General features: G+C 49.5%; 33 protein-coding genes. 9 read left to right on the plus strand and 24 right to left on the minus strand.

What is annotated here, in order from left to right; genetic code table 11:
• Positions 1–12: 12 nt before the first annotated feature.
• The 20 genes from rplF to IM638_07105 all read right to left on the minus strand — a co-directional run bounded on the left by rplF (position 13) and on the right by IM638_07105 (position 10996).
• Positions 13–567 (minus strand): 50S ribosomal protein L6, encoded by a 555-nt coding sequence (gene rplF / locus IM638_07010; GenBank protein MCA6362771.1) that lies wholly within the window; start codon positions 565–567, stop codon positions 13–15.
• A 21-nt stretch (positions 568–588) separates the two neighbouring features.
• Entirely contained in the window at positions 589–987 is a 399-nt protein-coding gene (rpsH, locus tag IM638_07015) for a 30S ribosomal protein S8 (protein ID MCA6362772.1), read from the minus strand.
• Between the two features lie 74 nt (positions 988–1061).
• A complete protein-coding gene (gene rpsN, locus IM638_07020; GenBank protein MCA6362773.1) occupies positions 1062–1331 on the minus strand; it encodes a 30S ribosomal protein S14 in 270 nt (89 codons plus the stop codon).
• Positions 1332–1361: 30 nt separating this feature from the next.
• Positions 1362–1928 (minus strand): 50S ribosomal protein L5, encoded by a 567-nt coding sequence (gene rplE, locus IM638_07025; GenBank protein MCA6362774.1) that lies wholly within the window; start codon positions 1926–1928, stop codon positions 1362–1364.
• On the minus strand, positions 1928–2251 hold the full coding sequence (gene rplX / locus IM638_07030; protein ID MCA6362775.1) for a 50S ribosomal protein L24: 324 nt from the start codon (positions 2249–2251) through the stop codon (positions 1928–1930). Before rplX ends, rplE begins: the two co-directional genes overlap by 1 nt.
• Positions 2252–2265: 14 nt before the next feature.
• The gene (gene rplN, locus IM638_07035; protein ID MCA6362776.1) at positions 2266–2634 is read right to left on the minus strand and encodes a 50S ribosomal protein L14; all 369 of its coding nucleotides are present in this window, start codon (positions 2632–2634) and stop codon (positions 2266–2268) included.
• 35 nt (positions 2635–2669) lie between these two features.
• Positions 2670–2936 (minus strand): 30S ribosomal protein S17, encoded by a 267-nt coding sequence (rpsQ, locus tag IM638_07040; GenBank protein MCA6362777.1) that lies wholly within the window; start codon positions 2934–2936, stop codon positions 2670–2672.
• Positions 2937–2966: 30 nt separating this feature from the next.
• Positions 2967–3170 carry a 50S ribosomal protein L29 gene (rpmC, locus tag IM638_07045; protein ID MCA6362778.1) on the minus strand — a complete coding sequence of 68 codons (204 nt, stop codon included), beginning with the start codon at positions 3168–3170 and terminating at the stop codon, positions 2967–2969.
• A 25-nt stretch (positions 3171–3195) separates the two neighbouring features.
• Positions 3196–3624 (minus strand): 50S ribosomal protein L16, encoded by a 429-nt coding sequence (gene rplP / locus IM638_07050; protein ID MCA6362779.1) that lies wholly within the window; start codon positions 3622–3624, stop codon positions 3196–3198.
• Between the two features lie 39 nt (positions 3625–3663).
• Entirely contained in the window at positions 3664–4431 is a 768-nt protein-coding gene (rpsC, locus tag IM638_07055; GenBank protein MCA6362780.1) for a 30S ribosomal protein S3, read from the minus strand.
• Between the two features lie 10 nt (positions 4432–4441).
• The gene (gene rplV, locus IM638_07060) at positions 4442–4840 is read right to left on the minus strand and encodes a 50S ribosomal protein L22 (GenBank protein ID MCA6362781.1); all 399 of its coding nucleotides are present in this window, start codon (positions 4838–4840) and stop codon (positions 4442–4444) included.
• A gap of 31 nt (positions 4841–4871) precedes the next feature.
• Positions 4872–5147 carry a 30S ribosomal protein S19 gene (gene rpsS, locus IM638_07065; GenBank protein ID MCA6362782.1) on the minus strand — a complete coding sequence of 92 codons (276 nt, stop codon included), beginning with the start codon at positions 5145–5147 and terminating at the stop codon, positions 4872–4874.
• A 30-nt stretch (positions 5148–5177) separates the two neighbouring features.
• On the minus strand, positions 5178–6002 hold the full coding sequence (gene rplB, locus IM638_07070; GenBank protein MCA6362783.1) for a 50S ribosomal protein L2: 825 nt from the start codon (positions 6000–6002) through the stop codon (positions 5178–5180).
• A gap of 24 nt (positions 6003–6026) precedes the next feature.
• On the minus strand, positions 6027–6317 hold the full coding sequence (rplW, locus tag IM638_07075; GenBank protein ID MCA6362784.1) for a 50S ribosomal protein L23: 291 nt from the start codon (positions 6315–6317) through the stop codon (positions 6027–6029).
• Between the two features lie 6 nt (positions 6318–6323).
• The gene (gene rplD, locus IM638_07080) at positions 6324–6953 is read right to left on the minus strand and encodes a 50S ribosomal protein L4 (GenBank protein ID MCA6362785.1); all 630 of its coding nucleotides are present in this window, start codon (positions 6951–6953) and stop codon (positions 6324–6326) included.
• Positions 6954–6955: 2 nt separating this feature from the next.
• Complete coding sequence (gene rplC, locus IM638_07085; GenBank protein MCA6362786.1) at positions 6956–7573, minus strand: 50S ribosomal protein L3; 618 nt, start codon at positions 7571–7573, stop codon at positions 6956–6958.
• Between the two features lie 51 nt (positions 7574–7624).
• Entirely contained in the window at positions 7625–7933 is a 309-nt protein-coding gene (gene rpsJ / locus IM638_07090) for a 30S ribosomal protein S10 (protein ID MCA6362787.1), read from the minus strand.
• 15 nt (positions 7934–7948) lie between these two features.
• On the minus strand, positions 7949–10072 hold the full coding sequence (gene fusA / locus IM638_07095; protein ID MCA6362788.1) for an elongation factor G: 2124 nt from the start codon (positions 10070–10072) through the stop codon (positions 7949–7951).
• Positions 10073–10092: 20 nt separating this feature from the next.
• Positions 10093–10560 carry a 30S ribosomal protein S7 gene (rpsG, locus tag IM638_07100; protein MCA6362789.1) on the minus strand — a complete coding sequence of 156 codons (468 nt, stop codon included), beginning with the start codon at positions 10558–10560 and terminating at the stop codon, positions 10093–10095.
• A 28-nt stretch (positions 10561–10588) separates the two neighbouring features.
• Positions 10589–10996, minus strand: coding sequence for a 30S ribosomal protein S12 (locus tag IM638_07105; protein MCA6362790.1), 408 nt, complete (start codon positions 10994–10996; stop codon positions 10589–10591).
• A 203-nt stretch (positions 10997–11199) separates the two neighbouring features.
• Between IM638_07105 and IM638_07110 the strand changes: the two genes are divergently transcribed.
• The 6 genes from IM638_07110 to IM638_07135 all read left to right on the plus strand — a co-directional run bounded on the left by IM638_07110 (position 11200) and on the right by IM638_07135 (position 17275).
• Complete coding sequence (locus tag IM638_07110; protein ID MCA6362791.1) at positions 11200–12423, plus strand: T9SS type A sorting domain-containing protein; 1224 nt, start codon at positions 11200–11202, stop codon at positions 12421–12423.
• A 10-nt stretch (positions 12424–12433) separates the two neighbouring features.
• Positions 12434–13660: a hypothetical protein gene (locus IM638_07115; protein ID MCA6362792.1), complete on the plus strand. Its 1227-nt coding sequence runs from the start codon at positions 12434–12436 to the stop codon at positions 13658–13660.
• A gap of 502 nt (positions 13661–14162) precedes the next feature.
• Positions 14163–14912, plus strand: coding sequence for an SDR family oxidoreductase (locus IM638_07120; protein MCA6362793.1), 750 nt, complete (start codon positions 14163–14165; stop codon positions 14910–14912).
• The gene (locus tag IM638_07125) at positions 14912–15835 is read left to right on the plus strand and encodes a glycosyltransferase family 2 protein (protein ID MCA6362794.1); all 924 of its coding nucleotides are present in this window, start codon (positions 14912–14914) and stop codon (positions 15833–15835) included. Before IM638_07120 ends, IM638_07125 begins: the two co-directional genes overlap by 1 nt.
• Before the next feature lie 22 nt (positions 15836–15857).
• On the plus strand, positions 15858–16508 hold the full coding sequence (locus tag IM638_07130) for a GNAT family N-acetyltransferase (GenBank protein MCA6362795.1): 651 nt from the start codon (positions 15858–15860) through the stop codon (positions 16506–16508).
• Complete coding sequence (locus tag IM638_07135; GenBank protein MCA6362796.1) at positions 16505–17275, plus strand: aspartyl/asparaginyl beta-hydroxylase domain-containing protein; 771 nt, start codon at positions 16505–16507, stop codon at positions 17273–17275. Before IM638_07130 ends, IM638_07135 begins: the two co-directional genes overlap by 4 nt.
• On the opposite strand, the gene IM638_07140 is transcribed toward IM638_07135, so the two are convergent.
• The 3 genes from IM638_07140 to mutY form a co-directional block, all read right to left on the minus strand.
• Positions 17253–18224 carry a hypothetical protein gene (locus tag IM638_07140; GenBank protein MCA6362797.1) on the minus strand — a complete coding sequence of 324 codons (972 nt, stop codon included), beginning with the start codon at positions 18222–18224 and terminating at the stop codon, positions 17253–17255. The two genes, IM638_07135 and IM638_07140, sit on opposite strands and share 23 nt — an antisense overlap.
• Positions 18225–18308: 84 nt before the next feature.
• Positions 18309–18863: a single-stranded DNA-binding protein gene (locus IM638_07145; GenBank protein ID MCA6362798.1), complete on the minus strand. Its 555-nt coding sequence runs from the start codon at positions 18861–18863 to the stop codon at positions 18309–18311.
• Positions 18864–19155: 292 nt separating this feature from the next.
• Positions 19156–20199: an A/G-specific adenine glycosylase gene (gene mutY / locus IM638_07150; GenBank protein MCA6362799.1), complete on the minus strand. Its 1044-nt coding sequence runs from the start codon at positions 20197–20199 to the stop codon at positions 19156–19158.
• 126 nt (positions 20200–20325) lie between these two features.
• Between mutY and IM638_07155 the strand changes: the two genes are divergently transcribed.
• The 3 genes from IM638_07155 (at position 20326) to IM638_07165 (ending at position 23366) form a co-directional block, all read left to right on the plus strand.
• Positions 20326–20616 (plus strand): integration host factor subunit beta, encoded by a 291-nt coding sequence (locus tag IM638_07155; GenBank protein MCA6362800.1) that lies wholly within the window; start codon positions 20326–20328, stop codon positions 20614–20616.
• 18 nt (positions 20617–20634) lie between these two features.
• Complete coding sequence (locus tag IM638_07160) at positions 20635–21498, plus strand: tetratricopeptide repeat protein (GenBank protein MCA6362801.1); 864 nt, start codon at positions 20635–20637, stop codon at positions 21496–21498.
• Positions 21499–21812: 314 nt separating this feature from the next.
• Positions 21813–23366 (plus strand): Rne/Rng family ribonuclease, encoded by a 1554-nt coding sequence (locus IM638_07165; protein ID MCA6362802.1) that lies wholly within the window; start codon positions 21813–21815, stop codon positions 23364–23366.
• Between the two features lie 121 nt (positions 23367–23487).
• On the opposite strand, the gene IM638_07170 is transcribed toward IM638_07165, so the two are convergent.
• Entirely contained in the window at positions 23488–24234 is a 747-nt protein-coding gene (locus IM638_07170) for an RDD family protein (GenBank protein MCA6362803.1), read from the minus strand.
• Between the last annotated feature and the right edge of the window lie 38 nt (positions 24235–24272).

Here is a 24272-nt window from a genome sequence, read left to right on the forward strand (position 1 = left end):
GACCTTTGTTTATTATTTACCGGCTGATTTACCTGCTTTGCGGCGCAGTATTTCGCCGGTGAACTTGATACCCTTGCCTTTGTACGGCTCCGGCTTACGGAGTGAACGGATCTTGGCCGCTACCATACCCAGCAACTCGTTGTCGTTGCATTCGAGAATGATTTTCGGGTTCTGACCTTTTTCAGCAGTGGTGGTGGCTTTCACTTCTTCGGGAAGTTCGAAGATGATGTTGTGCGAGTAGCCCAGGGTAAGCTCCAGCTGCTGACCTTTGATGGCCGCACGGTAACCTACACCTACCAGTTCCTGCTCAGTTTTGTAACCGGCAGATACACCGGTAACCATGTTCTGAATCAGGGCACGGTAAAGACCGTGAAGGGCTTTGTGACGTTTCTGTTCGGTGGGACGTACTACGGTGAGAACGCCTGCATCAACAGAAACCTGCATATCGGGATCGATTGAGCGCTTAAGCTCGCCTTTGGGACCTTTTACTGTGATAAGGTTTTTGTCGCTAACCGTAACGGTAACGCCCTGGGGCAGTGTAATCGGAAGTTTACCAATTCGTGACATAGTAGATGATCCTCCGTTAGATTAGTAAACAAAACAAAGAACTTCGCCACCTACATTGTCTTTACGGGCTTCTTTGTCGGTCATCAGACCTTTGGAAGTTGACAAAATAGCCACGCCGAGTCCGTTCATTACGCGGGGCACTTCAGAAACGCCTGCGTACTGACGAAGACCCGGTTTAGAAACACGAACGAGACCGCGGATAGCGGGCTGTTTGGTAACGGGATGATACTTGAGAGCAATTTTGATTACACCCTGCTTGTTTGCAGTTTCATCAAACTTATAGTTGAGAATGTAACCTTTCTCGAAGAGGATCTTGGTGATCGCCTTCTTCGTGTTGGAAGCGGGAATTTCCACAACACGGTGATTTGCCTTGATGGCGTTCCTCACACGGGTGAGGTAATCAGAGATTGTATCAGTCATTTTAGTTGTTTTATATGTTATCCCGCACGCAGGATAATTATACAAAACGCAAAGAGCGTCTGTACTTACTTAGTTTACCAGCTTGATTTGGTTACACCGGGGATTTTTCCGGCGAGAGCCATTTCACGCAGTTGGTTACGGCAGAGACCGAACTGACGGTTGTAACCGCGGGGGCGGCCGGTAACTTTACAACGGTTGCGCAAACGCACCGGTGAAGAGTTACGGGGCAGCTTCTGGAGTTCAGTCCAATTGCCTTCTTTCTTAAGCTGTTCGCGCTTTTCAGCGTACTTATCTACCAGCTTTTGGCGCTTTACTTCGCGCGCCTTCATTGATTCTTTAGCCATGTTCCAGCCTTAAACGGGGTGCGAAGATAATTATTTTTTCTGATTTTTGAACGGTAAACCAAATTCTGAGAGCAAAGCCTTAGCTTCCTCATCGGTATTGGCCGATGTAACGAAGGTAATGTCCATACCCATGATCTTGGCTACTTTGTCAATATCGATCTCAGGGAAAATGATCTGTTCGGTCACACCCAGGGTGTAATTTCCTTTTCCGTCGAAGCCTTTCTCGTTGATACCGCGGAAATCGCGGATACGGGGAAGTGCAGTAGAAACCAGACGATCGAGGAACTCCCACATGCGGTCGCCGCGCAGGGTTACTTTCACACCGATGGCTACGCCTTTACGGAGTTTGAAGTTTGAGATGTCTTTACGGGAAATGGTTGACACAGGCTTCTGGCCGGTGATGGTAGCCATTTCTTTCAGCGCACCTTCAATGAGCTTTTTATCAGCAACCGCATCGCCGATACCCTGATTGAGGCAGATTTTCTCCAGACGGGGAACCTGCATAGGGCTTTTGTAGTTGAAACGCTTCTGGAGCGCGGGCACAGCCTGCTCACGGTAAAGCGCCTTCATGCGCGGATTGTAGGTCGAGGTAGCCATTACTTGATTGCCTCCTTCGATTTTTTGGAAAAACGTTCGATTTTACCGGTCTTCTCATCAACACGGCGGCCTACGCGGGTAGCGTTGCCTGAGCCGTCAACGAGCATCAGGTTCGAGATATGGATCGTTGCGGGAACGTCCACGATACCACCATTCGGATATTTCGAGGTGGGCTTGGTGTGTTTCTTCACAGTCACACCTTCGAGGGTAACGCGGTGCGTGTCGGTATTTACTGACAGCACTTTGTAGCGTTCTTTGCTGCTCTTGTGCTCGCCAGAGATCACCAGAACAGTGTCGCCTTTTTTAATTTTCAGCTTTGCCATTTTGCTGGTTCTGATTAGAGCACTTCAGGTGCAAGTGAAATGATCTTGGTGTAATTGGTATCGCGCAGTTCGCGGGCTACCGGTCCGAAGATACGGGTGCCACGGAGTTCGTCCTGAGCGTTAAGCAGTACGCAGGCATTGTCATCGAAACGGATGTACGAGCCATCTGCACGGCTGATTTCTTTTTTGGTGCGTACCACAACGGCTTTCGATACGGTACCTTTTTTCACGTTGCCGGAGGGCAGGGCGTGCTTAACGGTTACCACAATTTTATCGCCGATAGAAGCATAACGCTTCTTGGTGCCTCCGAGTACACGGATGCAGAGTACTTCTTTTGCTCCGCTGTTGTCGGCTACTGTAAGCCGGGATTCCTGTTGGATCATCGCGCTTTATCGCTTTACTAATCGTCAGACTTCGGTTACTTGGCCCGCTCTACAATTTCCACTAAGCGCCAGCATTTGGTCTTACTCAGCGGACGGGTTTCCTGGATGCGAACAACATCACCGATGTTGCACTCGTTCTTTTCGTCGTGTGCGGTGAAGGTGGATGTCTTCTTCATGAATTTCCCGTATTTCGGGTGTTTCACCTTGCGCTCCACAGCAACCACGATGGATTTCTGCATCTTATTGCTGATCACTGTGCCGGTTTTCTCTTTGCGGAGGTTCCGGGTAATGGTTTGTTCCATGTTCATCAGTCGTTATTGGGTGTGGAACGATTACTTGGTTGCTGTGTTTGCATTGCGCTTGCTGATTTCAGTCTGCAGGCGGGCAATGGTGCGGCGTGTGGCACGGATTTTCATTGGGTTCTCGATGGGAGACACCATATGATTGAGCTTCATCTTTGAGAGCTGACCCTGTTCCTGGGCGAGGTGCTCACGAAGCTCTGCCACTGACAATTGGGCGATATCTTTCTGTTTCATCGCGCTTGGTTATTATTATTCTGCCTTAGGCGTTATCGGGTGAGTAATCAGCGCGAACGATGAACTTGGTGGTTACCGGAAGCTTCTGTGCGGCAAGGCGCAGGGCTTCTTTAGCGGTTTCCAGCGGAACACCTTCTGCTTCGAACAATACAGAGCCGGGTTTTACCACAGCCACCCAGAATTCGGGGGCACCTTTACCTTTACCCATACGTACCTCTGCAGGCTTACGGGTAATGGGTTTATCGGGGAATACGCGGATCCACACCTGGCCTTCACGCTTGAGGTAACGTGTCATGGCAACACGGGCGGCTTCGATCTGCTTGGCGGTGAGCCAGCATTCTTCGAGCGATTTGATGGCGAATGATCCGAAAGCGAGCTGGTTGCCACGGGTGGCATTGCCCTTCACTTTCATCTTATGTTGCTTCCGGAATTTCGTCCGTTTCGGCTGTAACATGATCGACTGACGTTAGTACGATTACTTTCTGCTTATGAATTATTTGCTGGCCGGTGTGTTGCTGCTGCCTTCTTTGCGTGCACCACCGCGGCGCTGGCGGCGGCCGTCGCGGCGCTCGCCTCCTGCGGGAGCCTGACGCTTTTCGCGCTGGGCACCGTTGGCGTTGGGTGAAAGGTCGATTTTGCCATACAGCTCACCTTTGCAGATCCATACTTTTACGCCGATACGGCCGTAAGAGGTGTGTGCTTCAGCAAGAGCATAGTCAATATCAGCACGAAGGGTATGCAGGGGAACGCGGCCTTCTTTGTAACCTTCCACGCGTGCAATTTCTGCACCGGCAAGGCGGCCTGAACATTTTACCTTGATACCTTCGGCTCCCATGCGCATGGTAGAGGCGATAGCCATCTTGATTGCGCGACGGAAAGAGATACGGCCTTCGATCTGACGGGCGATGCTGTCGGCCACCAGACGAGCATCGAGCTCGGGGCGCTTCACTTCGAAGATGTTGATCTGAACTTCTTTGCCGGTGAGCTTTTTGATCTCTTCCTTGAGTTTATCAACTTCTTTACCGCCTTTACCAATGATGATACCGGGACGAGCCGTGTGGATCGTAACGGTGATCAGCTTCATGGTACGCTCGATCACAATTTTGGAGATGCTGCCCTTAGAAAGACGGGCCTTCATGTAGGCGCGGATCTTTTCGTCTTCTACAATTTTCTCGGCATAATTACGGCCACCATACCAGTTGGAATCCCAACCACGCACGATACCCAGGCGCAGACCGATCGGATTTACTTTTTGTCCCATTGTTGTGTCTTTACGCGGTCTTTATTTCGTCGATAACAAGCGTTACGTGGTTCGAACGCTTGCGGATGCGGTGGGCGCGGCCCTGCGGTGCTGCAGAGATACGCTTGAGCATGGTAGCGCTGTCAACCATTACAGTTTTTACGAAGAGGGCATCAGCCTGTGCGGTGCTGCCTGATTTCTTTTCGTAGTTGGCGATTGCCGAGCGGAGAAGTTTCTCCAGACGGCCTGCCGCTTCTTTATTGGTGAAGCGGAGAATATTGAGCGCCTTGAACACTTCCTGACCACGGATCAGGTCGGCTACCAGACGCATTTTACGCGGCGAGGTGGGTACATTGTTCAGACGGGCGATGTAAGTGCTTTTCATCGCGTCCTTCCGAGCTGCAGCCACATTTTCTTTTCTGCGTGCCATTTGTTTGTTGGTCGTTTGGTCGGTTCGTTAATTACTTTTTCTTGTCTTTGTTGCCGGCATGGCCACGGAACGTACGTGTGGGTGAAAATTCACCAAGACGATGTCCGACCATGTTTTCGGTAACATACACGGGAACGAATTTGTTACCGTTATGAACCGCAAAGGTGTGACCAACAAACTCGGGCGTGATCATCGAGCGGCGCGACCAGGTTTTGATAGCCTGTTTCTTGCCCGACGTGTTCATCGCGTCGATCTTTTTTTCCAGTTTAAGGTCAACATAAGGACCTTTTTTGAGCGAACGTGCCATGTTTGGTTCTGCTTCTTACGCCTTAGCTAATTACTTTTTGCGGCGCTCGATGATGTACTTGTTGGAGGACTTTTTCGGGTAGCGGGTCTTGAGACCTTTAGCGGGTTTGCCGCTGCGTGAGCGCGGGTGACCGCCAGAAGCGCGACCTTCGCCACCACCCATCGGGTGATCAACCGGGTTCATTGCTACACCACGGTTGCGGGGGCGACGGCCCAGCCAACGATTGCGACCAGCTTTGCCGTGCATTTCCAGGCTGTGATCGGCGTTTGATACCGAGCCAATGGTTGCGAGGCAGGTAATGAGCACCATACGTGTCTCGCCAGAAGGAAGACGAAGTACTGCGAAGCGACCGTCACGGGCGCTGAGCTGTGCGTAGGTACCTGCACTGCGGGCAATTTTCGCACCCTGGCCGGGGCGCATCTCGATGTTGTGGATCACGGTACCCAGCGGAATATCCGACAGGAACATGGCGTGACCTACTTCGGGAACGGCATTTTTGCCTGACATCACGGTCTGACCAACTTTGAGGCCGGTCGGGGCAATGATGTAACGCTTTTCGCCGTCGGCATATACCACGAGGGCAATGCGGGCAGAACGGTTAGGATCGTATTCGATCGTTTTTACCGTTGCGGGAATATCCTGCTTATCGCGCTTGAAGTCGATAATGCGATATTTCTGTTTATGACCGCCACCGATGTAGCGCATCGTCATTTTTCCGGTGTTGTTACGACCGCCGGATTTCGATTTCGGGGCCAGCAGGCTTTTTTCCGGTGTACCGGTAGTAATGCCTTCGCTGGTTACCAGAATACGGTGACGCTGTGCGGGTGTGAGCGGACGAAATTTCTTCAGTGCCATGGCTCCTGAGTTATCTGCCTTTGATTAGAGATTGCTATAGAAATCAATCGTATCACCTTTGCGGAGCGTTACGACGGCCTTTTTGGCGCGGTTGGCAATACCGACTTGCATTCCGCTGCGTGTGTAACGCTGGCGGACTTTGCCGATGTAGTTCATTGTGTTTACCGACTCAACGGCAACACCGTACATCTTTTCAACGGCCTGTTTGATCTGAAGCTTGTTCGCCTTCGAGTCAACGATGAACCCGAATCGGTTCAGTTTCTCGGCGGCCTGCGACTGCTTCTCAGTGATGATCGGCTTAATGAGTACGCTCATGGCTTCTTAGTTGTTCAACAGGTTTTCAATTGTGTTCACCGAGCTTTCGATCAGGATTACGTTGTTTGCGTTCAGAATATCGTAAGTATTTAATTCTGAAACAGTTACAACTTTAGCCTTGGTCAAATTTCGGGACGACAAATATACGTTTTTGTTCGTGCCGTTTAACACGAGGAGTGTTTTTTTGTCAGCAACCTTGAGGCTGTTGAGGATCTCCGCGTATTTTTTGGTGGCAGGAGCTTCGAAGTTGAAGTCTTCCAAAACAGTGATATTGCTTTCTTTTGCTTTGTAAGCAAGCGCCGATTTACGGGCAAGCGCCTTCACTTTTTTGTTGAGTTTGAAGCTGTAATCGCGCGGCTCGGGTCCGAAAGCACGTCCACCACCACGGAACAGGGGTGATTTCATGCTGCCGGCACGGGCACCACCGGTGCCTTTCTGGCGCTTAAGCTTCTTTGTGGTGCGGGCAATTTCGGCACGCTCCTTTGCTTTATGCGTTCCCTGACGCTGAGCAGCAAGGTACTGCTTCACATCGAGATAAATCGCATGGTCGTTCGGCTCAATGCCGAATACCGCATCGGAGAGGTTCACCTTTTTCGACGTTGCCTTGCCGTCGATGTTATACACTGTGACTTCCATGATTATTTCTCGATGATTACGTATGAATCTTTAGCGCCGGGGATAGAACCTTTCACTACGAGGAGGTTCTTTTCGGGCATTACTTTCATAATTTCCAGGTTCTGCTTCTTCACCGTGCGGCCGCCTGTGCGACCAGCCATGCGCATGCCTTTCATTACACGCGATGCGTCTGAAGAGTTACCGAGTGAACCAGGAGCGCGGAGACGGTCGTGCTGACCGTGGGTTGTTCCACCCACACCGCCGAAGCCGTGACGCTTCATTACACCCTGGAAACCTTTGCCTTTTGAGATGCCGCTGACGTCAACGAGTTCACCTTCCTGGAACAGCTCCACCGTGATTACATCGCCGGTGTTTTTGGCCTCTTCGAAAGAACGGAACTCTACAAGCTTGCGCTTGGGAGTAGTACCGGCTTTCTTGAAGTGACCCTGCATTGCTGAAGAGGTGTGCTTCTCTTTCTTTTCGTCAAAGGCAAGCTGAAGGGCATCATAACCGTCTTTCTCAACGGTTTTCACTTGCGTTACTACGCAAGGACCAACTTCGATCACCGTGCATGGCACATATTTGCCATTGGCACCAAAGATGCTGGTCATACCTACTTTTTTACCTATCAAGCCTGACATGGTAGTTTTTGATTACTGTTTAATTGGTTCTTGTTCTCTGTGTCTGTACGACTAGGGCACTTTGATTTCCACTTCTACGCCGCTGGGCAGTTCGAGCTTCATCAGGGCGTCAACTGTTTTTGAAGTTGAGCTGTAGATGTCGAGCAAACGCTTGTAGCTGCAGAGCTGGAACTGTTCGCGCGCTTTCTTGTTGACGTGCGGCGAGCGGAGAACCGTGTAGATGCGCTTGTGAGTAGGCAGCGGAATGGGGCCACTTACTACGGCGCCGGTTGATTTAACCGTTTTCACGATCTTCTCGGCCGATTTGTCAACCAGGTTGTAGTCGTACGACTTCAGTTTGATCCGGATTTTCTGGCTCATGTTATCTGGTTGCGATTATACTTTTTCAGCTTTGTTGCCTTTTGCCTTGGCAATTACTTCATCGGAAATATTCCGGGGAGCTTCGGCAAAGTGCGAGAATTCCATGGTAGAAGTAGCACGGCCTGAGGTAATGGTACGCAGGGCGGTTACATAACCAAACATTTCCGACAGGGGAACTTTGGCTTTCACTACCTGTGAACCTGCCTTAGAGTCCATACCCTCGATCTGGCCGCGACGCTTGTTAAGGTCACCTACCACATCACCCATGTTGGCTTCGGGGGTAATAACTTCTACTTTCATGATCGGCTCCAGAATTACCGGGCGGCATGAGGGCAGCGCCTCACGGTAAGCGGTTTTGGCGCAGATTTCGAATGACAGTGAGTCAGAGTCAACGTTGTGGTAAGAACCGTCGATCAGACGAACTTTGAGTGTTTCGAGCGGATAACCGGCGAGAACGCCATTGGTCATTGCAGCGCGGAAACCTTTTTCCACTGCCGGGATAAATTCGCGGGGAATGTTACCGCCGGTAATTTCGTTGATGAACTGGAGACCGCCGTTTTTGTCGGTAGCATCAAAGTCGGCATCAACCGGGCTGATTACTACTTTGATGTCGGCAAACTTACCACGGCCACCGGTTTGTTTCTTATATACTTCGCGGTGCTCAGATTCGCCGTTGATGCGTTCTTTGTAGTTTACCTGGGGAGCGCCCTGGTTTACTTCTACTTTGAACTCACGACGGAGACGATCCACGATAATTTCGAGGTGAAGCTCGCCCATACCGCTGATGATGGTCTGGCCGGTTTCTTCGTCGCTCTTCACACGGAAGGTGGGATCCTCTTCAGAAAGTTTGTTGAGTGCAACACCGAGTTTATCGAGGTCGGCCTGTGTTTTGGGCTCGATGGCGAGACCAATAACCGGCTCGGGGAATTGCATGGCTTCGAGTACGATCGGAGCATTTTCAGCACAGAGCGTATCGCCGGTGCGGATATCTTTAAATCCAACCGCAGCGCCAATATCGCCCGCCTCGATGAAGTCGATGGCGTTCTGTTTGTTGGCGTGCATCTGGAAGATACGCGAAATCCGTTCTTTGTTGCCGCTGCGGGTGTTCAGTACATAAGAACCGGCGTCGAGACGACCAGCGTATGCACGGAAGAAAGCGAGACGACCAACGAACGGATCGGTAGCAATTTTGAAAGCGAGGGCGGTGAAGGGTTCTTTTACATCGGGACGACGTGAAAGTTCTTCGCCGGTATCGGGATTGGTTCCTTTGATATTGTCTTTATCGAGCGGCGAAGGCATGAGCGCCATCACGTAGTCGAGCATGGTCTGAACGCCTTTGTTTTTGAAGGCAGAACCACACAACATGGGAACGATTTTGTTATGTACGCAGGCCTGACGGAGTGCGGCCAGAATTTCGTCTTCAGAGATTGAGTTGGGATCTTCGAAGAACTTCTCCATGAGTTTATCGTCGAATTCGGCGATAGCTTCGAGGAGTTTTTCGCGCCATTCCATGGCTTCGTCCATCATGTCGGCCGGAATCGGCACCACATTGAAGGTCATTCCCTGATCTTTCTCGTTCCACTCGATACCGCGGAAGTTAACGAGGTCAACCACACCTTTAAAGCTTTCTTCAGCACCGATGGGGAGCTGCAGCGGAATGGGATTGCCACCGAGAACTTCTTTTACCTGCTTCACTACGTTGAGGAAGTCGGCGCCGGCGCGGTCCATTTTGTTAACGAAGCCGAGGCGGGTAACGTTATAGTTGTTGGCCAGGCGCCAGTTGGTTTCAGACTGGGGCTCAACACCGTCAACAGCCGAGAACAGGAACACCAGACCATCGAGAACACGCAGTGAACGGTTTACCTCAACGGTAAAGTCAACGTGACCCGGAGTATCGATGATATTGATTTTGTACTTCTGATTGCGGTAGTTCCACGAGCAAGAAGTAGCCGCAGAGGTAATGGTGATACCGCGCTCCTGCTCCTGAACCATCCAGTCCATGGTAGCGGCGCCGTCGTGTACTTCACCAATTTTGTGGTTTACACCGGTGTAGTACAGAATACGTTCTGTGGTGGTGGTTTTGCCGGCGTCGATGTGGGCGGCAATACCGATATTACGGGTAAAACGAAGATCGCTCATTGTGTTCCTTCAACTCAAGATTACAGACGGAAGTGCGAGTATGCTTTGTTGGCTTCGGCCATGCGGTGGGTGTCTTCTTTCTTTTTGAAAGCGGCACCTTCTTCTTTCGAAGCGGCAACAATCTCAGCGGCCAGACGGGCGGGCATTGATTTTTCGTTGCGGCTGCGTGCGTAGCTGATCAGCCATTTGATACCGAGTGCGGTACGGCGCTCGGGGCGGATTTCCTGGGGAATCTGGAAGGTGGCACCACCTACACGGCGGCTGCGAACTTCCACATTGGGAGTAACGTTGGCAAGTGCTTTCTTCCAGGTTTCGAGACCGTCCTGTTCGGTGCGCTTGGCAACGATTTCAATCGCATCATAGAAGATGTTATAGGCAGTCGATTTCTTGCCCTGATACATCATATTGTTCACAAAACGCGTAACCAGGATATCGTTAAACTTGGGATCCGGGAGCAGAATGCGTTTTTTGGCTCTGGCTTTTCTCATGGTTGAGTAAAAATGAAGCGGTCAGCGATTATTTTTTCTTAGCGCCGGTTTTTGCAGCAGCGCCTGCTTTAGCCTTTTTGGTACCGTATTTAGAACGGCGCTGGTTGCGGCCTTCCACACCAGCGGTATCAAGCGCACCACGAACGATGTGGTAACGAACACCGGGAAGATCTTTCACACGACCGCCACGAACCAGCACGATTGAGTGCTCCTGGAGGTTGTGTCCTTCACCCGGAATGTATGCAATAACCTCCACTTTATTGGTCAAACGTACTTTGGCTACTTTACGCAGAGCCGAGTTCGGCTTTTTGGGCGTGGTGGTGTAAACACGGGTGCAGATTCCGCGTTTTTGCGGGCAGCTATCGAGAGCAGCCGATTTGCTCCGGTTGGGAGCAGAATGGCGGCCTTTGCGCACGAGCTGGAGAATTGTCGGCATGTGAAGTTACTTAATTAGTTGGTTTTCAACAGTTTTTGCAAAAATGTGTTTCCCCTAGTCCAGTTTTTGGGGACGGCAAAGGTACTAAATCTTTGATACAAACAACATGCAGTTAAAATATTTTTTCGGGAAACAATAGCTGATTCTCAGGTGTTTTCTAAATCTCATCCCCTGAACCATTTATTTTATTAACAACGACCCGCATGAAAAGCGCCATTCTTGTATTACTTTTTCTCCCTGCCTTTCTCAAGTCCCAAACCACATCTACCATCTACGGCCTCGCCCGCAATTTCAATCCTGCGCAGGTCTATCTGGCATCCATGCAACCGGGTACGGGGGTGGTCACCGAAATTTCATCTTCATCCATTGCACAGGGCTATGCTCTCAATCCACTTTCGGCAATTGATCCCGTTAACAATAAGTTTTTCTTCAGTGTGGGTGGGCCTTTCTTGCTTTCAGTTGATATGAACAGCGGACTTGCAGATACGCTTGCGCTGAACATACCCGCAGGCACTTATTTCGACCTTATGCAATACAACTGTGCTGATTCATCGCTCTACGGTATTTACCGCACTGTTACTCCGGCCGAACTTTTTTTGTCGAAGGTGAATGTAAATACCGGCGGATGTACCATTATCTCGCCGGCTTCGGTTGGGCAATCCTATTCACTTACTGCAAAATCAACACTTGATCCGGTAAACGGCGTGTTTTACTTTATTGCCGGCTCTAACAACGGAGTTATTCTTACCGGCGTTGATATTGTAACCGGGCTAACCGTTTCGCAAACCGGCATCAGTTTTACCGGCCCCGGCGAGCATTTTGATATGCTTACCTACAACTGCAACGACGGAATTATGTATGGGATAAGCCGTTCAAGCTCACAGCCTGCTATTTACCCCGCAATCATCAACCCTGTAACTGGTGTGGTAACCAATCTTTCAAACACATCAATGGGCCAGGGTATCCTGGCCAATGGAATGTCGGAAATTAATCCGTTTACAAATGCTTTTCACTTTTTCAACGGCTCGTTTCAATCGTATGACCTGATTACGGGCAATATACTCCCCACCCCTGCGCTGAGCTTTTCCACTCCTCCGGGCAATGTCTATTTCGATCTGATTGCGCGTGATAATTGCAAATGCTTTTTATCCAATCCCGGCGTAGGCATGGCAGAACCTGAGGGTATAAAACCGATGCGAGTATTCCCGAATCCGGCGGTTACGGGCACAACGGTTTCATTTACTTTCCCGGCATTGAAAGAAAACGGATGGCTGCAGATAATTGATGTGAATGGGAAAACTGTATTTACCACGAATGTAGCACGTCAAACTTCGAATTTTACCCTGAACGATATTCGGCTTGCACCGGGTATTTATCAGGTTTACATTCCTGGTGTTTCTTCAGGAAGATTTATTATTTTTCAATAAAACTTCTCCGATGAAAAAGCGACTAACTGTGGCTGTGTTTTTTGCAGGGTTACTTAATTGTTTGCAGCTTGCCGCGCAAAGCCCCACTGTTCTGTATGGTCTTGCTCAAAGTCCGGCCAACGGTTTCTATCTCGCTTCACTTGACCCGACTACCGGCATTGTGAATGAAATTTCTACAACTCCGATAACCGGAACCGTAGCAAGTTGCTATGCCACAATTGATCCGGTAAACGATGTGTACTATTTCTCCAAGTCAGATTCACTCATCGGTGTAAGTACAAATACAGGTCAGGTAGTAAGCCGTGTGCGGTATAACCTGCCTCCCAACTATTACTTTGAAATGCCGCATTATAATTGTCGTGATTCGCTGATATACGGGCTGTACCGTAACGGAATGGTAAATCAGTTGAGTATGAAACTGGCTACTATTGATCCTCAGAATGGCAACATCACAATAATTTCACCAAGTTCAATCGACTCAGGCATTGTAGCTACAACAAAAGGCTCTCTTGACCCGGATGCAGGCATGTATTTTTTCCAAGGGATAAATGGATACAAAGGGGTTGATATTACAACCGGCCTTACGGTAACCTCATGCATACCATCCTATACAGGCCCGGGCAACTACTTTGTATTATCGCTCTGGGATTGTGAAGACACCACAATGTACGGGCTTAGTATGGATGTGAATGCCGGTTTACTTTATCCGGCTACACTGAATATTCAAACCGGTGCAGTAACGAATATTACACAAACCGGTATTCCCACACAAGCAGTATATATGTGTGAATCTGAAATCAATTCTTCGTTTGGCTTGTTTCATTACAATGACTTTAACGGATATGTAACTGTAAACAGCACTACGGGTAGTGTACTCAGCAATGTACCGCTTACCTTTTCGCCTACCAACGGATCCCAGTACTTTGTTCTAGTTGCCCGCGACAACTGCAAGTGTTTTCTTACACCGATAGGCATTGATGAAATGCAGCCACAAACGCTGATGTTACATTCAGAAAATCCGGTTGCACAGGGAGGAAATATTATTATTGAAATCCCCCCGGGAAACAATGCCGGACAAATTTCGGTGATTGACATTCACGGAAAAGTAATTCAATTATTACCATTAAATAACATCCAAACACGCATTGAATTTTCTGTTGAAATGGCTCCCGGATGTTATTTTATAAGGAGTGATAATTCATTACCTGTTAAACTAATAGTAACTACTGCCGATTAAGCAGAAGATTTGACTTTAAAAAAGTTCAAGCCGCATTAACATAAACTTATTTATGTATAAAAACAATCAATAAACCGGTTGCAACTACAATATAATAAACAAGCCTGCCTCTATTCAGAAGCGGGCTTTTTTGTTGTTAATTGGGGTGTAATGAACATTTTTCAGGTTGTTGTTTTTGGAACAATGGACATTTTTCAGGCTGCAAATAGCTAAAACCCTTACCATTTAAGGCTTTGGAGCCAATCAAAACTACGCGGAGAAAGCGTTTCAGCGATTTTGAGTACCATTTTTATCTATTAACCCCATAAACAGGCGTTCCGATACCGAAGGCATTCTTCCAGACACCCTGCTTTTCCGCAATTTCAAAAGAAAAACTTACTCCCCTTTCAATCAAAAGATTATACAAAAGCGCGAACAAAATCAGTGAATATTTGCGATATTTTATTAGCAATTGGGAGAAACGCATTTTTGTTCGTTGCTTTGCTTGCTGTTTAACTTACTCATGTCATCATCACCCTTCCAACTTACCGGTAAAACAATTCTGGTAACCGGCGCATCGTCAGGCATTGGCCGGCAGGTGTGCATTTCGGCGGCCGCATTTGGTGCCCGTGTTATGCTTAGCGGTCGTAATGAAGCGAGACTGCACGAAACACTTCAGCAGCTTGACGGCACAAACCACCAATTGTTTGCGGCCGACCTGACACAGGCCGACGACAGAGATACATTGATAAAACAGCTTCCTGCACTTGATGGATTTGTACACAGTGCGGGCATTGTAAAAGCATTTCCGACCCGATTCATCGATCAGTCGAAATTGACTGAAATGGAGGTTAATTTTGAAGCACCGGCCTTGCTTACAGCCGGGCTGATGCGCCAGAAAAAGCTTAACCGGGGTGCGTCGCTGGTTTACCTTTCGTCAATTTCGGGGCAGCATCCGCCCAAAGGCGGCGCCATGTACGGTGCTTCCAAAGCAGCCCTCGAATCGTATGTAAAAGTGCTTGCCCGCGAAACTGCCGCACAACAAATCAGGGCCAACTGCATTTCGCCGGGCATGGTAAAAACTCCGCTTTACGATCAGGTAGAAGAAGAATACTCCAAGCCCGAACTCGATAAACACATGGCGCGCTATCCGCTGGGCGTGGGCTACCCCGAAGATGTAGCCAATGCGGCTATCTATCTGCTTTCGCCAGCTTCGCGTTGGGTTACCGGAATTAATATTATTTTAGATGGCGGCTTCCTGCTCGGCGACTAATGACACAGACCCTTCCTGATATTTCCATTGTAATTCCGGTGTACAACAGCCAGTCAACTCTGCCTGTGTTGTATGCCGAAATTGAAAAGGCAATGGCCGGACAAAACTGGGAGGTGATCTTTGTGGACGATGGCAGCCGCGATGAAAGCTGGCTGCAGTTACGCAAACTCAAGGAGCTGTATCCGGCGCATATTATTGCCGTAAGGCTGCGCCGCAATTTCGGGCAGCACAATGCCCTGGCCTGTGGCTTTGGCTTTGCACGCGGAATGCTCACTGTGACCATGGACGATGATCTTCAGCATCCGCCGTCTGAAATACCAAAACTTCTGGCATGTGCCGCCGAAACAGGTGCCGATGTGGTGTATGGTCAGTATATCAGCAAACAGCACCCCGGCTGGCGAAATGCGGGCAGCTGGATTATGCGCCGCTCCTCAGCCTACGTAACCGGGAAAAACGGAAACGGCAGTTCATTCCGTTTGCTCAAAACCGATATTGCACAAAAACTCAGTGCGCACATCCAGACAGGCTTCCTTTTTATCGACGAAGTACTGCACTGGTACACCAGCCGCATTGCCAGCACACCGGTTGAACATCATCCGCGACGCGAAGGAAAATCAACCTACAGCCGCATTAAACTGCTGGCACTTTATACCAATATTGTTATTCATTACACCGCGCTGCCGCTCAAACTCATGACGTGGATCGGGCTGCTTACTTCGCTGGTTACATTTATTCTCGGTGTGCGGTTTATCTGGATGAAAATTGCGCATGGTTCGGTGCCTGGATTTACCGCAACCATTGTTGTAATTCTCTTCTCCACCAGCCTGCTTATGTTCTGCATGGGTATTATTGGTCAGTATCTGTATAATCTCTATAAAATGCAGAACCGCCGTCCCTCCTACTCGGTGGAAGAAATTTTATGATACCATTTAATGCCCAACCTGCATGATCATTAATGGTTACGGTGTAACACTGGTACGCATCAGGCACGAACACATTGAACTTGTCCGAAACTACCGTAACTCGGAGCGGATACGCTCGTTCATGGAATTCAGGGAAGAAATTACACCCGAAATGCAGGAGGAATGGTTTTGTAAAATAAACAACCGAAACCATGGTTTTTATTTAATAGAACACGACGGTAAATTTATCGGGATGGTGAACGGACGTGATATTGACTGGGAGAAAAAAACGACCGGATCGGGCGGAATTTTTATCTGGGATGAAAGCTGGTGGAATACTGCGGTGCCTGTAGCGGCGGTTATGCTGCTCATTGAAATATCGTTTATCCTTGGTCTTGAATACAATTACATCCGTGTGCTGCGCCACAACACACATGCAATTGATTTTAACCGGCAACTCGGTTATCGGTTACTGCCAGGGCAGGACGAAGCGGAAAATCAGGAATATCTGCTAACGCGCGAAACCTATTTTGAATCAATGGCAAGTCTGAGGCGGTTTCTGCAAAAACGTTTTGGCACGTCATTCACCTGCACAATAAGCAATGAGCAGGATGATATGGCACAGCATCTTTTTCAACTGGCCGCCGGTTTTACACCCGAACAGCAGGCACAATTTATTATTCAACGCGCATGAGCAGCACCGAGGGTATCTGGTATTCGTATTGGGGCAGCGCCTACACGGGCAGTTATCCGGCGTTTTCTGATCCGCATGAATTTGCGTGGGCGTTGTGGGCCGAAGAAAATTTTGTCCGCATACATAGCGATATAGAACACTGGCTCAATGCGCAGGGCCACACCTTAAAGCCTTATTTCTACGGCAGTCTTGCTTCGCGGCCCGATGCGTGGAAAACCGAGCCGTTTTATTTCTGGGGCATGCAAAACGATGCCGCCAGCAAAAGCATTCCGGCCCTGCGCGAGTTGTTTGCCCGTATGCCCGGCCTCACCTCTGCCGCGCTGAGTGTGCTTGATGCCGAAAGCGATATACACCCGCACTACGGCGATACAAATGCCATTGTACGCTGCCATTTCGGCCTGCAGATTCCGGGCGAATTACCCAACTGCGGACTGGAAGTGAACGGCAAACAACGCGCCTGGGAAGAAGGCCGCTGGCTGGTGTTTTGTGATGCGCACCTGCACCGGGCATGGAACCACACACCACATAAACGTTATGTACTAATTGTGGATGTGCTGAGGCCGGAGTTTGAAAAAGACAAAAACGAAATCTGCGCCAACGTGCGGTCTATGCTGGACCTTCAGGCACTGGAACAAAAGTATCCGCTGGTAAAACGTCTGCCGGGCAAGCTGCGCGGAATGATCAGGCGCATGCTGAAACGCCGTATTGCCACGCAGTTGAATGAATACGCAAAATTGCAGGCACTCAGTCCTCGTCCGGAAAATTGATGCGGCGGATGAGGAAATCGTACCATTTCTCGCGCGGGCTGCGTTTTTCGTATTTCGTGTAATGACGGCGTTTGCGGCCAAGCTGCGCAAGATCGAGCCGCAGCATGGTGGAATAATGGAACGTGGGATTCATTATCCATTTGAAATGACGGGTAAAAAACGGAAGCGAGGCGCCGGGAAATTTTTCGATGCGGAAGTGCGGGTACAAGGTTTTGAGCACCTGCCTGTATTCGCGGCGGTTGTGCGCATACTGGTCGGCGTCGCCCCATTGTTTTACAAGTGTGAGGCCGATGTGAAAGGTGAGATGCTTGCCGGTAAACAGCCTGAAATCCTGCGCGTGCGCATAGAGGTTATGCATGAGCACGGTATCAAAAAAAGGTATTCCAATGCATACATTGCCAAGTGTAAACAGTGGCAGGAGTTCAGTTTTAAAAACGATTGTATCGTAGCCGGTGTGTGTTTCTCCGGCTTCGGCATACATTTCTTCAAGCTGATGCGGGCCGGAGAAACGTGCCGGAATGCGGCGGCGGTTTATGGCAAAGGCATCGTAGCCTTTTGCGGCGTAGTGTGCCAGCATTTTGTAAAAGCCGGGCATTACAGCAATATCGGCATTCGTATAAATGATGTAATCGCTGGGAACAGCGGCAGCGGCTGCATGCAGTACATCGGCAAACACGGGCAGGCGGCGCTGGCTGGCAAATGTGCCAAAACTAAGAATGGAGCGCCGCAGCGGCGGCAAGGCAGCAAAACCACGCGGCACGGCTACTTCGTCTTCCGCATCGGCAATGGCAAGCAGTGCTACTTCGGCGGCATCGCCGCTAAGATTTTTTGCACGCCGCATCGACTCCTGCGCCACGGTTTGCGCAATGTCGGCTTCAGAGCCTGCCTCTGCCGTATAAATATTAACAACGTGGTTAAATCGCACCATCAGCAGGGTGAAAATAATCATTATTCACGCATTCGCCAGTATAATATCCGTCACAAAAAAAACGGCCCCGGAAAAACCGGAGCCGCTAAAACTATGTGCTTTCGTTTAGAACGGAAGATCATCAGGATTATCACCAAGCACGGCAGGGTGCATCGGATCGCTGGAAGGATCGATGTTGAAGGTTTGCTGCTGCTGGTAGTTTTGCTGTTGTTGCTGGTAATTGCTGGTTTGCTGGTACCCGGCACCGGTGTTTCCGCCCTGCTGATAGCCGCCGCCCTGCCCCTGCTGGTATTGCGGACGCTGATAGCCGCCGCCCTGTCCCTGGTCATTGCTGCGTGTAAGGATAGTGAGGGAATCACCGAAAATTTCGGTGGTATAGCGTTTATTGCCGTCTTTGTCTTCCCAGCTGCGGCTGCGGATTTTACCTTCAAGGTAAACCTGTTGTCCTTTGCGGAGAAATTTTTCGGCTACTTCAGCCAAACGACGCCAGAGCACAATCTGATGCCACTCGGTCTGTTCATTCTTGTTGCCGTTTTTGTCGCGGAATGTTTCTGTAGTTGCAAGCGGGAAATTAGCTACTGCAATGCCTCCTTCGAGATAACGAACTTCCGGGTCTTTACCTAAATTACCGATCAGAATTACTTTGTTAACGCCAGCCATAGTGTACGTGTTGGTTAAAAGTGTGTGTCAGGTTAAATATGTGATAGTTGTATATTGTTGAATGTGAGATATGAGTTAAAAAAACAAAATTAGCACAATACCGCATATCGCCAAATTGGGACAACTCATTCTACTGATTATCAATCCCGAGTAGCTTAGCAAAGATAATATTGTTTAAGTCCTTAACCCGATTTTGCACGATTAATCTTGCAGTTATTTTCAATATTTCTTTACAACCCCCTTCTTCCTGTTCATTTTCCCGCAAAATTCATCCTGCAGAAAGAAAATTTCATCACCGTCCATTCAGATAACGGCTTATAAGTACAGGCACGGCCAGTTTATGAAACGACTTATCATCAACCAGCAGCCAGTCTGATGCAATTTTGCCGGGGAGGGGCTTGTTCAGTTTTACCTCATAAAACCGGGCATGCAGGCGCTGGTGACTAAGTACATGCAAAAACGCATCAGAAACCTCCGTGATCACGGCCTTGCGGCCGGCTGTCCAGCCTTTCCACTGGTCGGTTTGCAAGGCATCGTCGGTTGCGGAAGTGGTTTCTATGAGCGGAAAATCGTAAAGCCCCTGCCAGATATCGCCCGGGCCACGACGTTTTACATAAACGCTGCTGCCACTGCGCAACACAAAATAATGTAACCAGCGGTCGGTAACTTTGGTTTTGCGGGCTTTTGCGGGAAGCTGGCCAATGCGCCCGGTTTGCCGGGCCACACAATGCGCGGCCACAGGACATTGCGGGCACTGCGGATTGCGCGGCACACATTGCACGGCGCCGAATTCCATAATGGCCTGGTTGTGTGTGGCCGGATCGCGGGGGTCGAGCAGTTCGGCGGCAAGCTGGCGGAATTGTTTTTTGCCTGCGGTGCTGTCAATGGGCGTATCCACACCAAACACGCGCGCCAGCACACGATACACGTTGCCATCTACCACGGGTTCGGCAATATCAAAGGCAAACGAGCCGATGGCAGCGGCGGTATATTCACCAATACCTTTTAAAGCGAGCAGGCCGTGGTAGGTTTGCGGGAAAATTCCGCCATGCTCCTTTGCCACCAGCTGCGCTGTTTTATGAAGGTTCCGGGCGCGCGAGTAATAGCCGAGGCCTTGCCAGAGTTTAAGCACCTGTTCTTCCGAGGCATTGGCAAGGGCAGTTACATCGGGCCAGGTTCGGGCAAAGCGTTCGTAGTAGGCACGGCCCTGTTCTACACGGGTTTGCTGCAAAATTACTTCCGAAAGCCATATCAGGTAGGGATTTCGGGTATTGCGCCAGGGCAAATCACGGCGGTGACGGAGATACCATTGGCGTAATTCGGCTGAAAAATCCATTGTTTTAGCAAAGATTCGGCTAAAATTAAAGGTAAATTTTGGGGTTACGGAGAAATGCGTAAATTTGCAGCCCTAATTATCCGGCAGGGGTGCCTGATAAAAAATTGATTGTAAACAGTTTATACAATGACCAAAGCAGAGATCGTTGCAGAGATTGCCGAAAAGACCGGCGTTGAGAAGGTAGCCGTACAGGCATCTATCGAAGCCTTCATGAAAGTTGTGAAAGGCTCACTGGCAAAGGGAGATAATGTTTATCTCCGTGGTTTTGGCAGCTTCATCGTGAAGCGCCGCGCCGAAAAAACCGGTCGTAACATTTCGAAAAATACGTCGGTAATTATCCCGGCTCACAACGTGCCTGCTTTTAAGCCGGCGAAAACATTTACCGAGAAGGTAAAGAAAAGCGTAAAAGCGTCCTAACCTTCTGTTCTGCTGCGTATGGCCCGGTTCGGATTACCTCAGTGGATAGTGCTTGGCTCGGCAGCAGCCTGTTTCGTTCTTTTAAGTTTTGTAAATACAGTTCCCAAAGCGCGCAAAGCAACTGATACCATGCCGCAGGCTGCCCAAACGGGCAACCTTGTGCCGCTTGACCAGCAGGTTACCGAAGCCCGTAAACGTTTGCCAGCCGATGTGCTCGCAAAAATTGAAGGCTTCGAGAAGCTTGCAGCCGGGCAAACCGACTTCGTACTGCGCCGTGCGCTGCTTGATTCGGCTGCTCGCCAGGCGTTGAGCCTTAACGAGCACATTCTGGCGGCTTACATCAGCCAGAAGAAAGCTGAAACGTGTAACGGGTCGTCTGTTGACTGGCAGGTGGCGGGCGAGCGTTTTCAGAGTGCAGCTGCTTTTCAGGGCGAAAAGCTGGGGCCGCAGTACCTCGGTACGCTGTTTGAATCCGCCATCCATTGTTTTCGTGAAGCGGTAACAATAGACGCTGGCAACCTTGATGCGCGCGTAGGCCTTGGCGCTTCCATTGTGCAGGGCACATCGGATCCGATGGCGGGCATACGCGAACTGCTGGAGGTGGAGAAAGCAGATTCGACCAATGTAAACGCACAACTTGTGCTTGGCGATTTTGCACTGCGTTCGCAGCAGTTTGATAAAGCCATTGCACGCTACCAGAAAGCCCTGCGTTTGCGTCCCGACCTCTACGGCCTCAACCTGAGCCTGGCCGAACTGTATGAACAAAAAGGCGACACCGCCAACACCATCGCCTGCCTTGAAGCCTATCTGGCCAAAGCAGACGATCCGTTAGTAAAAAATGACGTGGAGAATGCGATTCGCAAACTCCGCTCATCCAAATAGTAATTCATTCATAAAACAACTACATCATGCCCAGCGGTAAAAAAAGAAAGCGCCATAAGATGGCCACCCACAAGCGCAAGAAGCGCCTAAGAAAAAATCGTCATAAGAAGAAGAACCGCTAAGAGGCTGACCGCTTAAAAACCGCAGCTTCCTGATTGCAGCGAAGCTGCGGTTTTCCTTAGCCCGCTTCTTATATGTATGTCTTAAAGCACTGAAAATTCTGCTTTAAGTAATCTTCAACTTTACTGTATTCTCTGTAAGCAGCCCACCCGAAAGGGGCAAGGGCGATGCTTTATTTTAATGCGCTAACATCTGTGTCAAACGAACTGATCATTGATGCCTCCAACTCCGAGGTGGTGATCGCGCTACTTAACGACAAGCGACTGGTGGAACTCAACCGTGAGAAAACCAACAGTCAGTTTGCAGTAGGCGACATTTACCTTGGCCGGGTGCGTAAAGTGATGCCGGGCTTGAATGCGGCGTTCGTGGATGTTGGCTACGAGAAAGACGCTTTCCTGCATTATTTCGACCTCGGTCCGCAGGTAATGTCGCTGAATAAATTTGTGCGCATGACCGTTACCGGCAAGCAAAAGCACGCGGCGCTTACCTACTTTAAAAACGAGCCGGAAATAAACAAAGACGGAAAAATTGGCGATGTGCTGCAACCCGATCAGCATGTGCTGATTCAGATTGCAAAAGAACCCATTTCTACAAAAGGGCCGCGCATCACATCCGAGCTTTCCATTGCAGGGCGTTACATTGTGCTTATTCCGTTTTCCGAAAAGGTTTCTGTTTCGCAGAAAATCAAAAGCAGCGAAGAACGCGAACGACTGAAAAGGCTCATCATGAGCATCAAGCCGAAGAATTTCGGTGTAATCGTTCGTACTGTTGCCGAAGGAAAAGGAGTAGCCGATCTCGATGCCGATATGAATGACCTGGTGAACAAATGGAACACCTGTTTCCAGGAGCTCATCAAAGCCAAGCCCCCGCAGCGCGTACTCGGTGAACTCAGCCGTACATCGGCCATTTTGCGTGATATGCTGAACAACTCGTTCAACGCCATTCACGTAAACGACGGCCACATGCACGACGAGATCAAAATGTACCTCCAGACGATTGCGCCCGATAAGGAGAAAATTCTGAAGCACATCAAAGGCACACAGCCTATTTTCGAGCACTTCGGAATTGATCGCCAGATTAAGGCGTTATTCGGTAAAACGGTGACCATGAAAAGTGGCGCCTACCTCATTATTGAACATACGGAAGCCCTGCACGTGATCGATGTAAACAGCGGCAACCGTTCTAAACTGCACAGCGACCAGGAAAGCAATGCGCTTGACGTGAACATGGAAGCTGCTGTGGAAATTGCCCGCCAGCTCCGCCTGCGCGATATGGGCGGCATTATCGTGATCGACTTCATTGATATGCACTCGCCCAACAATCGCAAAGCTCTTTACACCAAGCTGCGCGACGAGATGAAACTCGACCGGGCCAAGCACACCATTCTGCCCCCAAGTAAATTCGGCCTCGTGCAGATTACCCGCGAGCGTGTGCGCCCCGAAACCAACATTGAAACTGCCGAGAAATGTCCTACCTGCGGCGGTACCGGACAGGTTCAGGCCAGTGTATTGCTCATCGATCAGATTGAAAACAATTTACGCTATGTATTGCGCGAGCAGAACGAAAAGAAAGTGACACTGCGCGTACATCCTTACATCGCCGCTTTTATTACAAAAGGCTGGCTTACTTCACTTCGCTGGAAATGGATGCGTCGCTACAAACGCCCCATCAGTGTAAAACCCGTTTCATCTTACCAGTTCCTCGAGTATCATTTCTTCAATGCTCAGGACGATGAAATAAAAGTGTAAGCTGGTAAAACGGTTTGTTGGAAACTCCGGGGTTGTGATTATCCCGGAGTTTCTTTTTGCGTTTATCAACACGTATTTATTGGCTATTGAGCGGATTTAGAAATGCTCAACACAAGTTGCTTCACCGCACCCCCAACTGCAAATGTGTATAATCAGCAATCACAATATTCAGAAACTGTAAATCGGGCAATTGCTGGGGCGGGGGAAAAACGCCAAGTTCTTCCTTTACTTTTTGCGACAGGCGCGCCAGTAATTGATAATTACTGGTTTCAAACGACTGCAGCATGATTTCGCGGATGATGCTGATGTCCTTGTCGTTGAACTTCTGCACTTGCGGGAATACAATGCGGTAGTTGGGGTGTACGTAGCTGAGGATGGTGCTGCGCAAACTTGTTTTCTGGTTCACACGAATAACAATGGTATCGGCGGCCATATCGCCGATACGCTGGCCGCGGTTGCTGATAATGCTGATGAGTGCGGCAAGACCGGGAAAAATGGCCGCTTCGCACTCAAGCAGGCGGGTAATCCAGCGTATGGCAAAATCGCCGGCACCGGCAGGAGAGCCATCGCTTTTCACCACTTTAATACCCATGATCATTTTCCCGAACGTGCGGCCCGAAAACAAGGCTTCTGTCCAGAGTGTATAAGTCATAACGGGCAGCATGAGCAGCAACATCAAAGGCAGAAATACATTTCCCTGTTCATAATCAACAGCACTAACTGCGGCGGAGGAAACCCACATAATAATGAGCCAGTATGCACCCATAAACAGGATATCGAGCAGACGTGCGGTAAAACGCTCGCCCACACTGGCCGTTTCAAACTGAATAACGACGTTTTGCGTAGTGGTTATTCTTGCTATATCCATTGCGTTAAAAATACAAAATGAAATGCACTTCCGATCAA

It is taken from the genome of Bacteroidota bacterium, assembly GCA_020402865.1.
Classification (GTDB): domain Bacteria; phylum Bacteroidota; class Bacteroidia; order Palsa-965; family Palsa-965.

Bases quoted from the DNA above. Each gene is read 5' to 3' on its own strand.
- rpsN (MCA6362773.1), bottom strand. From the start codon at position 1,331: ATGGCTAAAGAATCAATGAAGGCGCGCGAAGTAAAGCGCCAAAAGCTG.
- IM638_07170 (MCA6362803.1), bottom strand. From the start codon at position 24,234: ATGGATATAGCAAGAATAACCACTACGCAAAACGTCGTTATTCAGTTT.
- IM638_07145 (MCA6362798.1), bottom strand. From the start codon at position 18,863: ATGGCTGGCGTTAACAAAGTAATTCTGATCGGTAATTTAGGTAAAGAC.
- rplD (MCA6362785.1), bottom strand. From the start codon at position 6,953: ATGGAAGTCACAGTGTATAACATCGACGGCAAGGCAACGTCGAAAAAG.
- rplB (MCA6362783.1), bottom strand. From the start codon at position 6,002: ATGGCACTGAAGAAATTTCGTCCGCTCACACCCGCACAGCGTCACCGT.
- fusA (MCA6362788.1), bottom strand. From the start codon at position 10,072: ATGAGCGATCTTCGTTTTACCCGTAATATCGGTATTGCCGCCCACATC.
- IM638_07110 (MCA6362791.1), top strand. From the start codon at position 11,200: ATGAAAAGCGCCATTCTTGTATTACTTTTTCTCCCTGCCTTTCTCAAG.
- IM638_07155 (MCA6362800.1), top strand. From the start codon at position 20,326: ATGACCAAAGCAGAGATCGTTGCAGAGATTGCCGAAAAGACCGGCGTT.
- rplV (MCA6362781.1), bottom strand. From the start codon at position 4,840: ATGGCACGCAGAAAAGAAAATGTGGCTGCAGCTCGGAAGGACGCGATG.
- rplP (MCA6362779.1), bottom strand. From the start codon at position 3,624: ATGTTACAGCCGAAACGGACGAAATTCCGGAAGCAACATAAGATGAAA.
- IM638_07140 (MCA6362797.1), bottom strand. From the start codon at position 18,224: ATGATTATTTTCACCCTGCTGATGGTGCGATTTAACCACGTTGTTAAT.
- IM638_07120 (MCA6362793.1), top strand. From the start codon at position 14,163: ATGTCATCATCACCCTTCCAACTTACCGGTAAAACAATTCTGGTAACC.
- IM638_07160 (MCA6362801.1), top strand. From the start codon at position 20,635: ATGGCCCGGTTCGGATTACCTCAGTGGATAGTGCTTGGCTCGGCAGCA.
- mutY (MCA6362799.1), bottom strand. From the start codon at position 20,199: ATGGATTTTTCAGCCGAATTACGCCAATGGTATCTCCGTCACCGCCGT.
- IM638_07130 (MCA6362795.1), top strand. From the start codon at position 15,858: ATGATCATTAATGGTTACGGTGTAACACTGGTACGCATCAGGCACGAA.
- rplX (MCA6362775.1), bottom strand. From the start codon at position 2,251: ATGGCAAAGCTGAAAATTAAAAAAGGCGACACTGTTCTGGTGATCTCT.
- rplE (MCA6362774.1), bottom strand. From the start codon at position 1,928: ATGGCTACCTCGACCTACAATCCGCGCATGAAGGCGCTTTACCGTGAG.
- rpsQ (MCA6362777.1), bottom strand. From the start codon at position 2,936: ATGGAACAAACCATTACCCGGAACCTCCGCAAAGAGAAAACCGGCACA.
- IM638_07135 (MCA6362796.1), top strand. From the start codon at position 16,505: ATGAGCAGCACCGAGGGTATCTGGTATTCGTATTGGGGCAGCGCCTAC.
- IM638_07105 (MCA6362790.1), bottom strand. From the start codon at position 10,996: ATGCCGACAATTCTCCAGCTCGTGCGCAAAGGCCGCCATTCTGCTCCC.
- rpsH (MCA6362772.1), bottom strand. From the start codon at position 987: ATGACTGATACAATCTCTGATTACCTCACCCGTGTGAGGAACGCCATC.
- rpsG (MCA6362789.1), bottom strand. From the start codon at position 10,560: ATGAGAAAAGCCAGAGCCAAAAAACGCATTCTGCTCCCGGATCCCAAG.
- rplC (MCA6362786.1), bottom strand. From the start codon at position 7,573: ATGTCAGGCTTGATAGGTAAAAAAGTAGGTATGACCAGCATCTTTGGT.
- IM638_07125 (MCA6362794.1), top strand. From the start codon at position 14,912: ATGACACAGACCCTTCCTGATATTTCCATTGTAATTCCGGTGTACAAC.
- rpsJ (MCA6362787.1), bottom strand. From the start codon at position 7,933: ATGAGCCAGAAAATCCGGATCAAACTGAAGTCGTACGACTACAACCTG.
- rplN (MCA6362776.1), bottom strand. From the start codon at position 2,634: ATGATCCAACAGGAATCCCGGCTTACAGTAGCCGACAACAGCGGAGCA.
- rpsS (MCA6362782.1), bottom strand. From the start codon at position 5,147: ATGGCACGTTCGCTCAAAAAAGGTCCTTATGTTGACCTTAAACTGGAA.
- rplW (MCA6362784.1), bottom strand. From the start codon at position 6,317: ATGAGCGTACTCATTAAGCCGATCATCACTGAGAAGCAGTCGCAGGCC.
- rplF (MCA6362771.1), bottom strand. From the start codon at position 567: ATGTCACGAATTGGTAAACTTCCGATTACACTGCCCCAGGGCGTTACC.
- rpmC (MCA6362778.1), bottom strand. From the start codon at position 3,170: ATGAAACAGAAAGATATCGCCCAATTGTCAGTGGCAGAGCTTCGTGAG.
- IM638_07115 (MCA6362792.1), top strand. From the start codon at position 12,434: ATGAAAAAGCGACTAACTGTGGCTGTGTTTTTTGCAGGGTTACTTAAT.
- rpsC (MCA6362780.1), bottom strand. From the start codon at position 4,431: ATGGGACAAAAAGTAAATCCGATCGGTCTGCGCCTGGGTATCGTGCGT.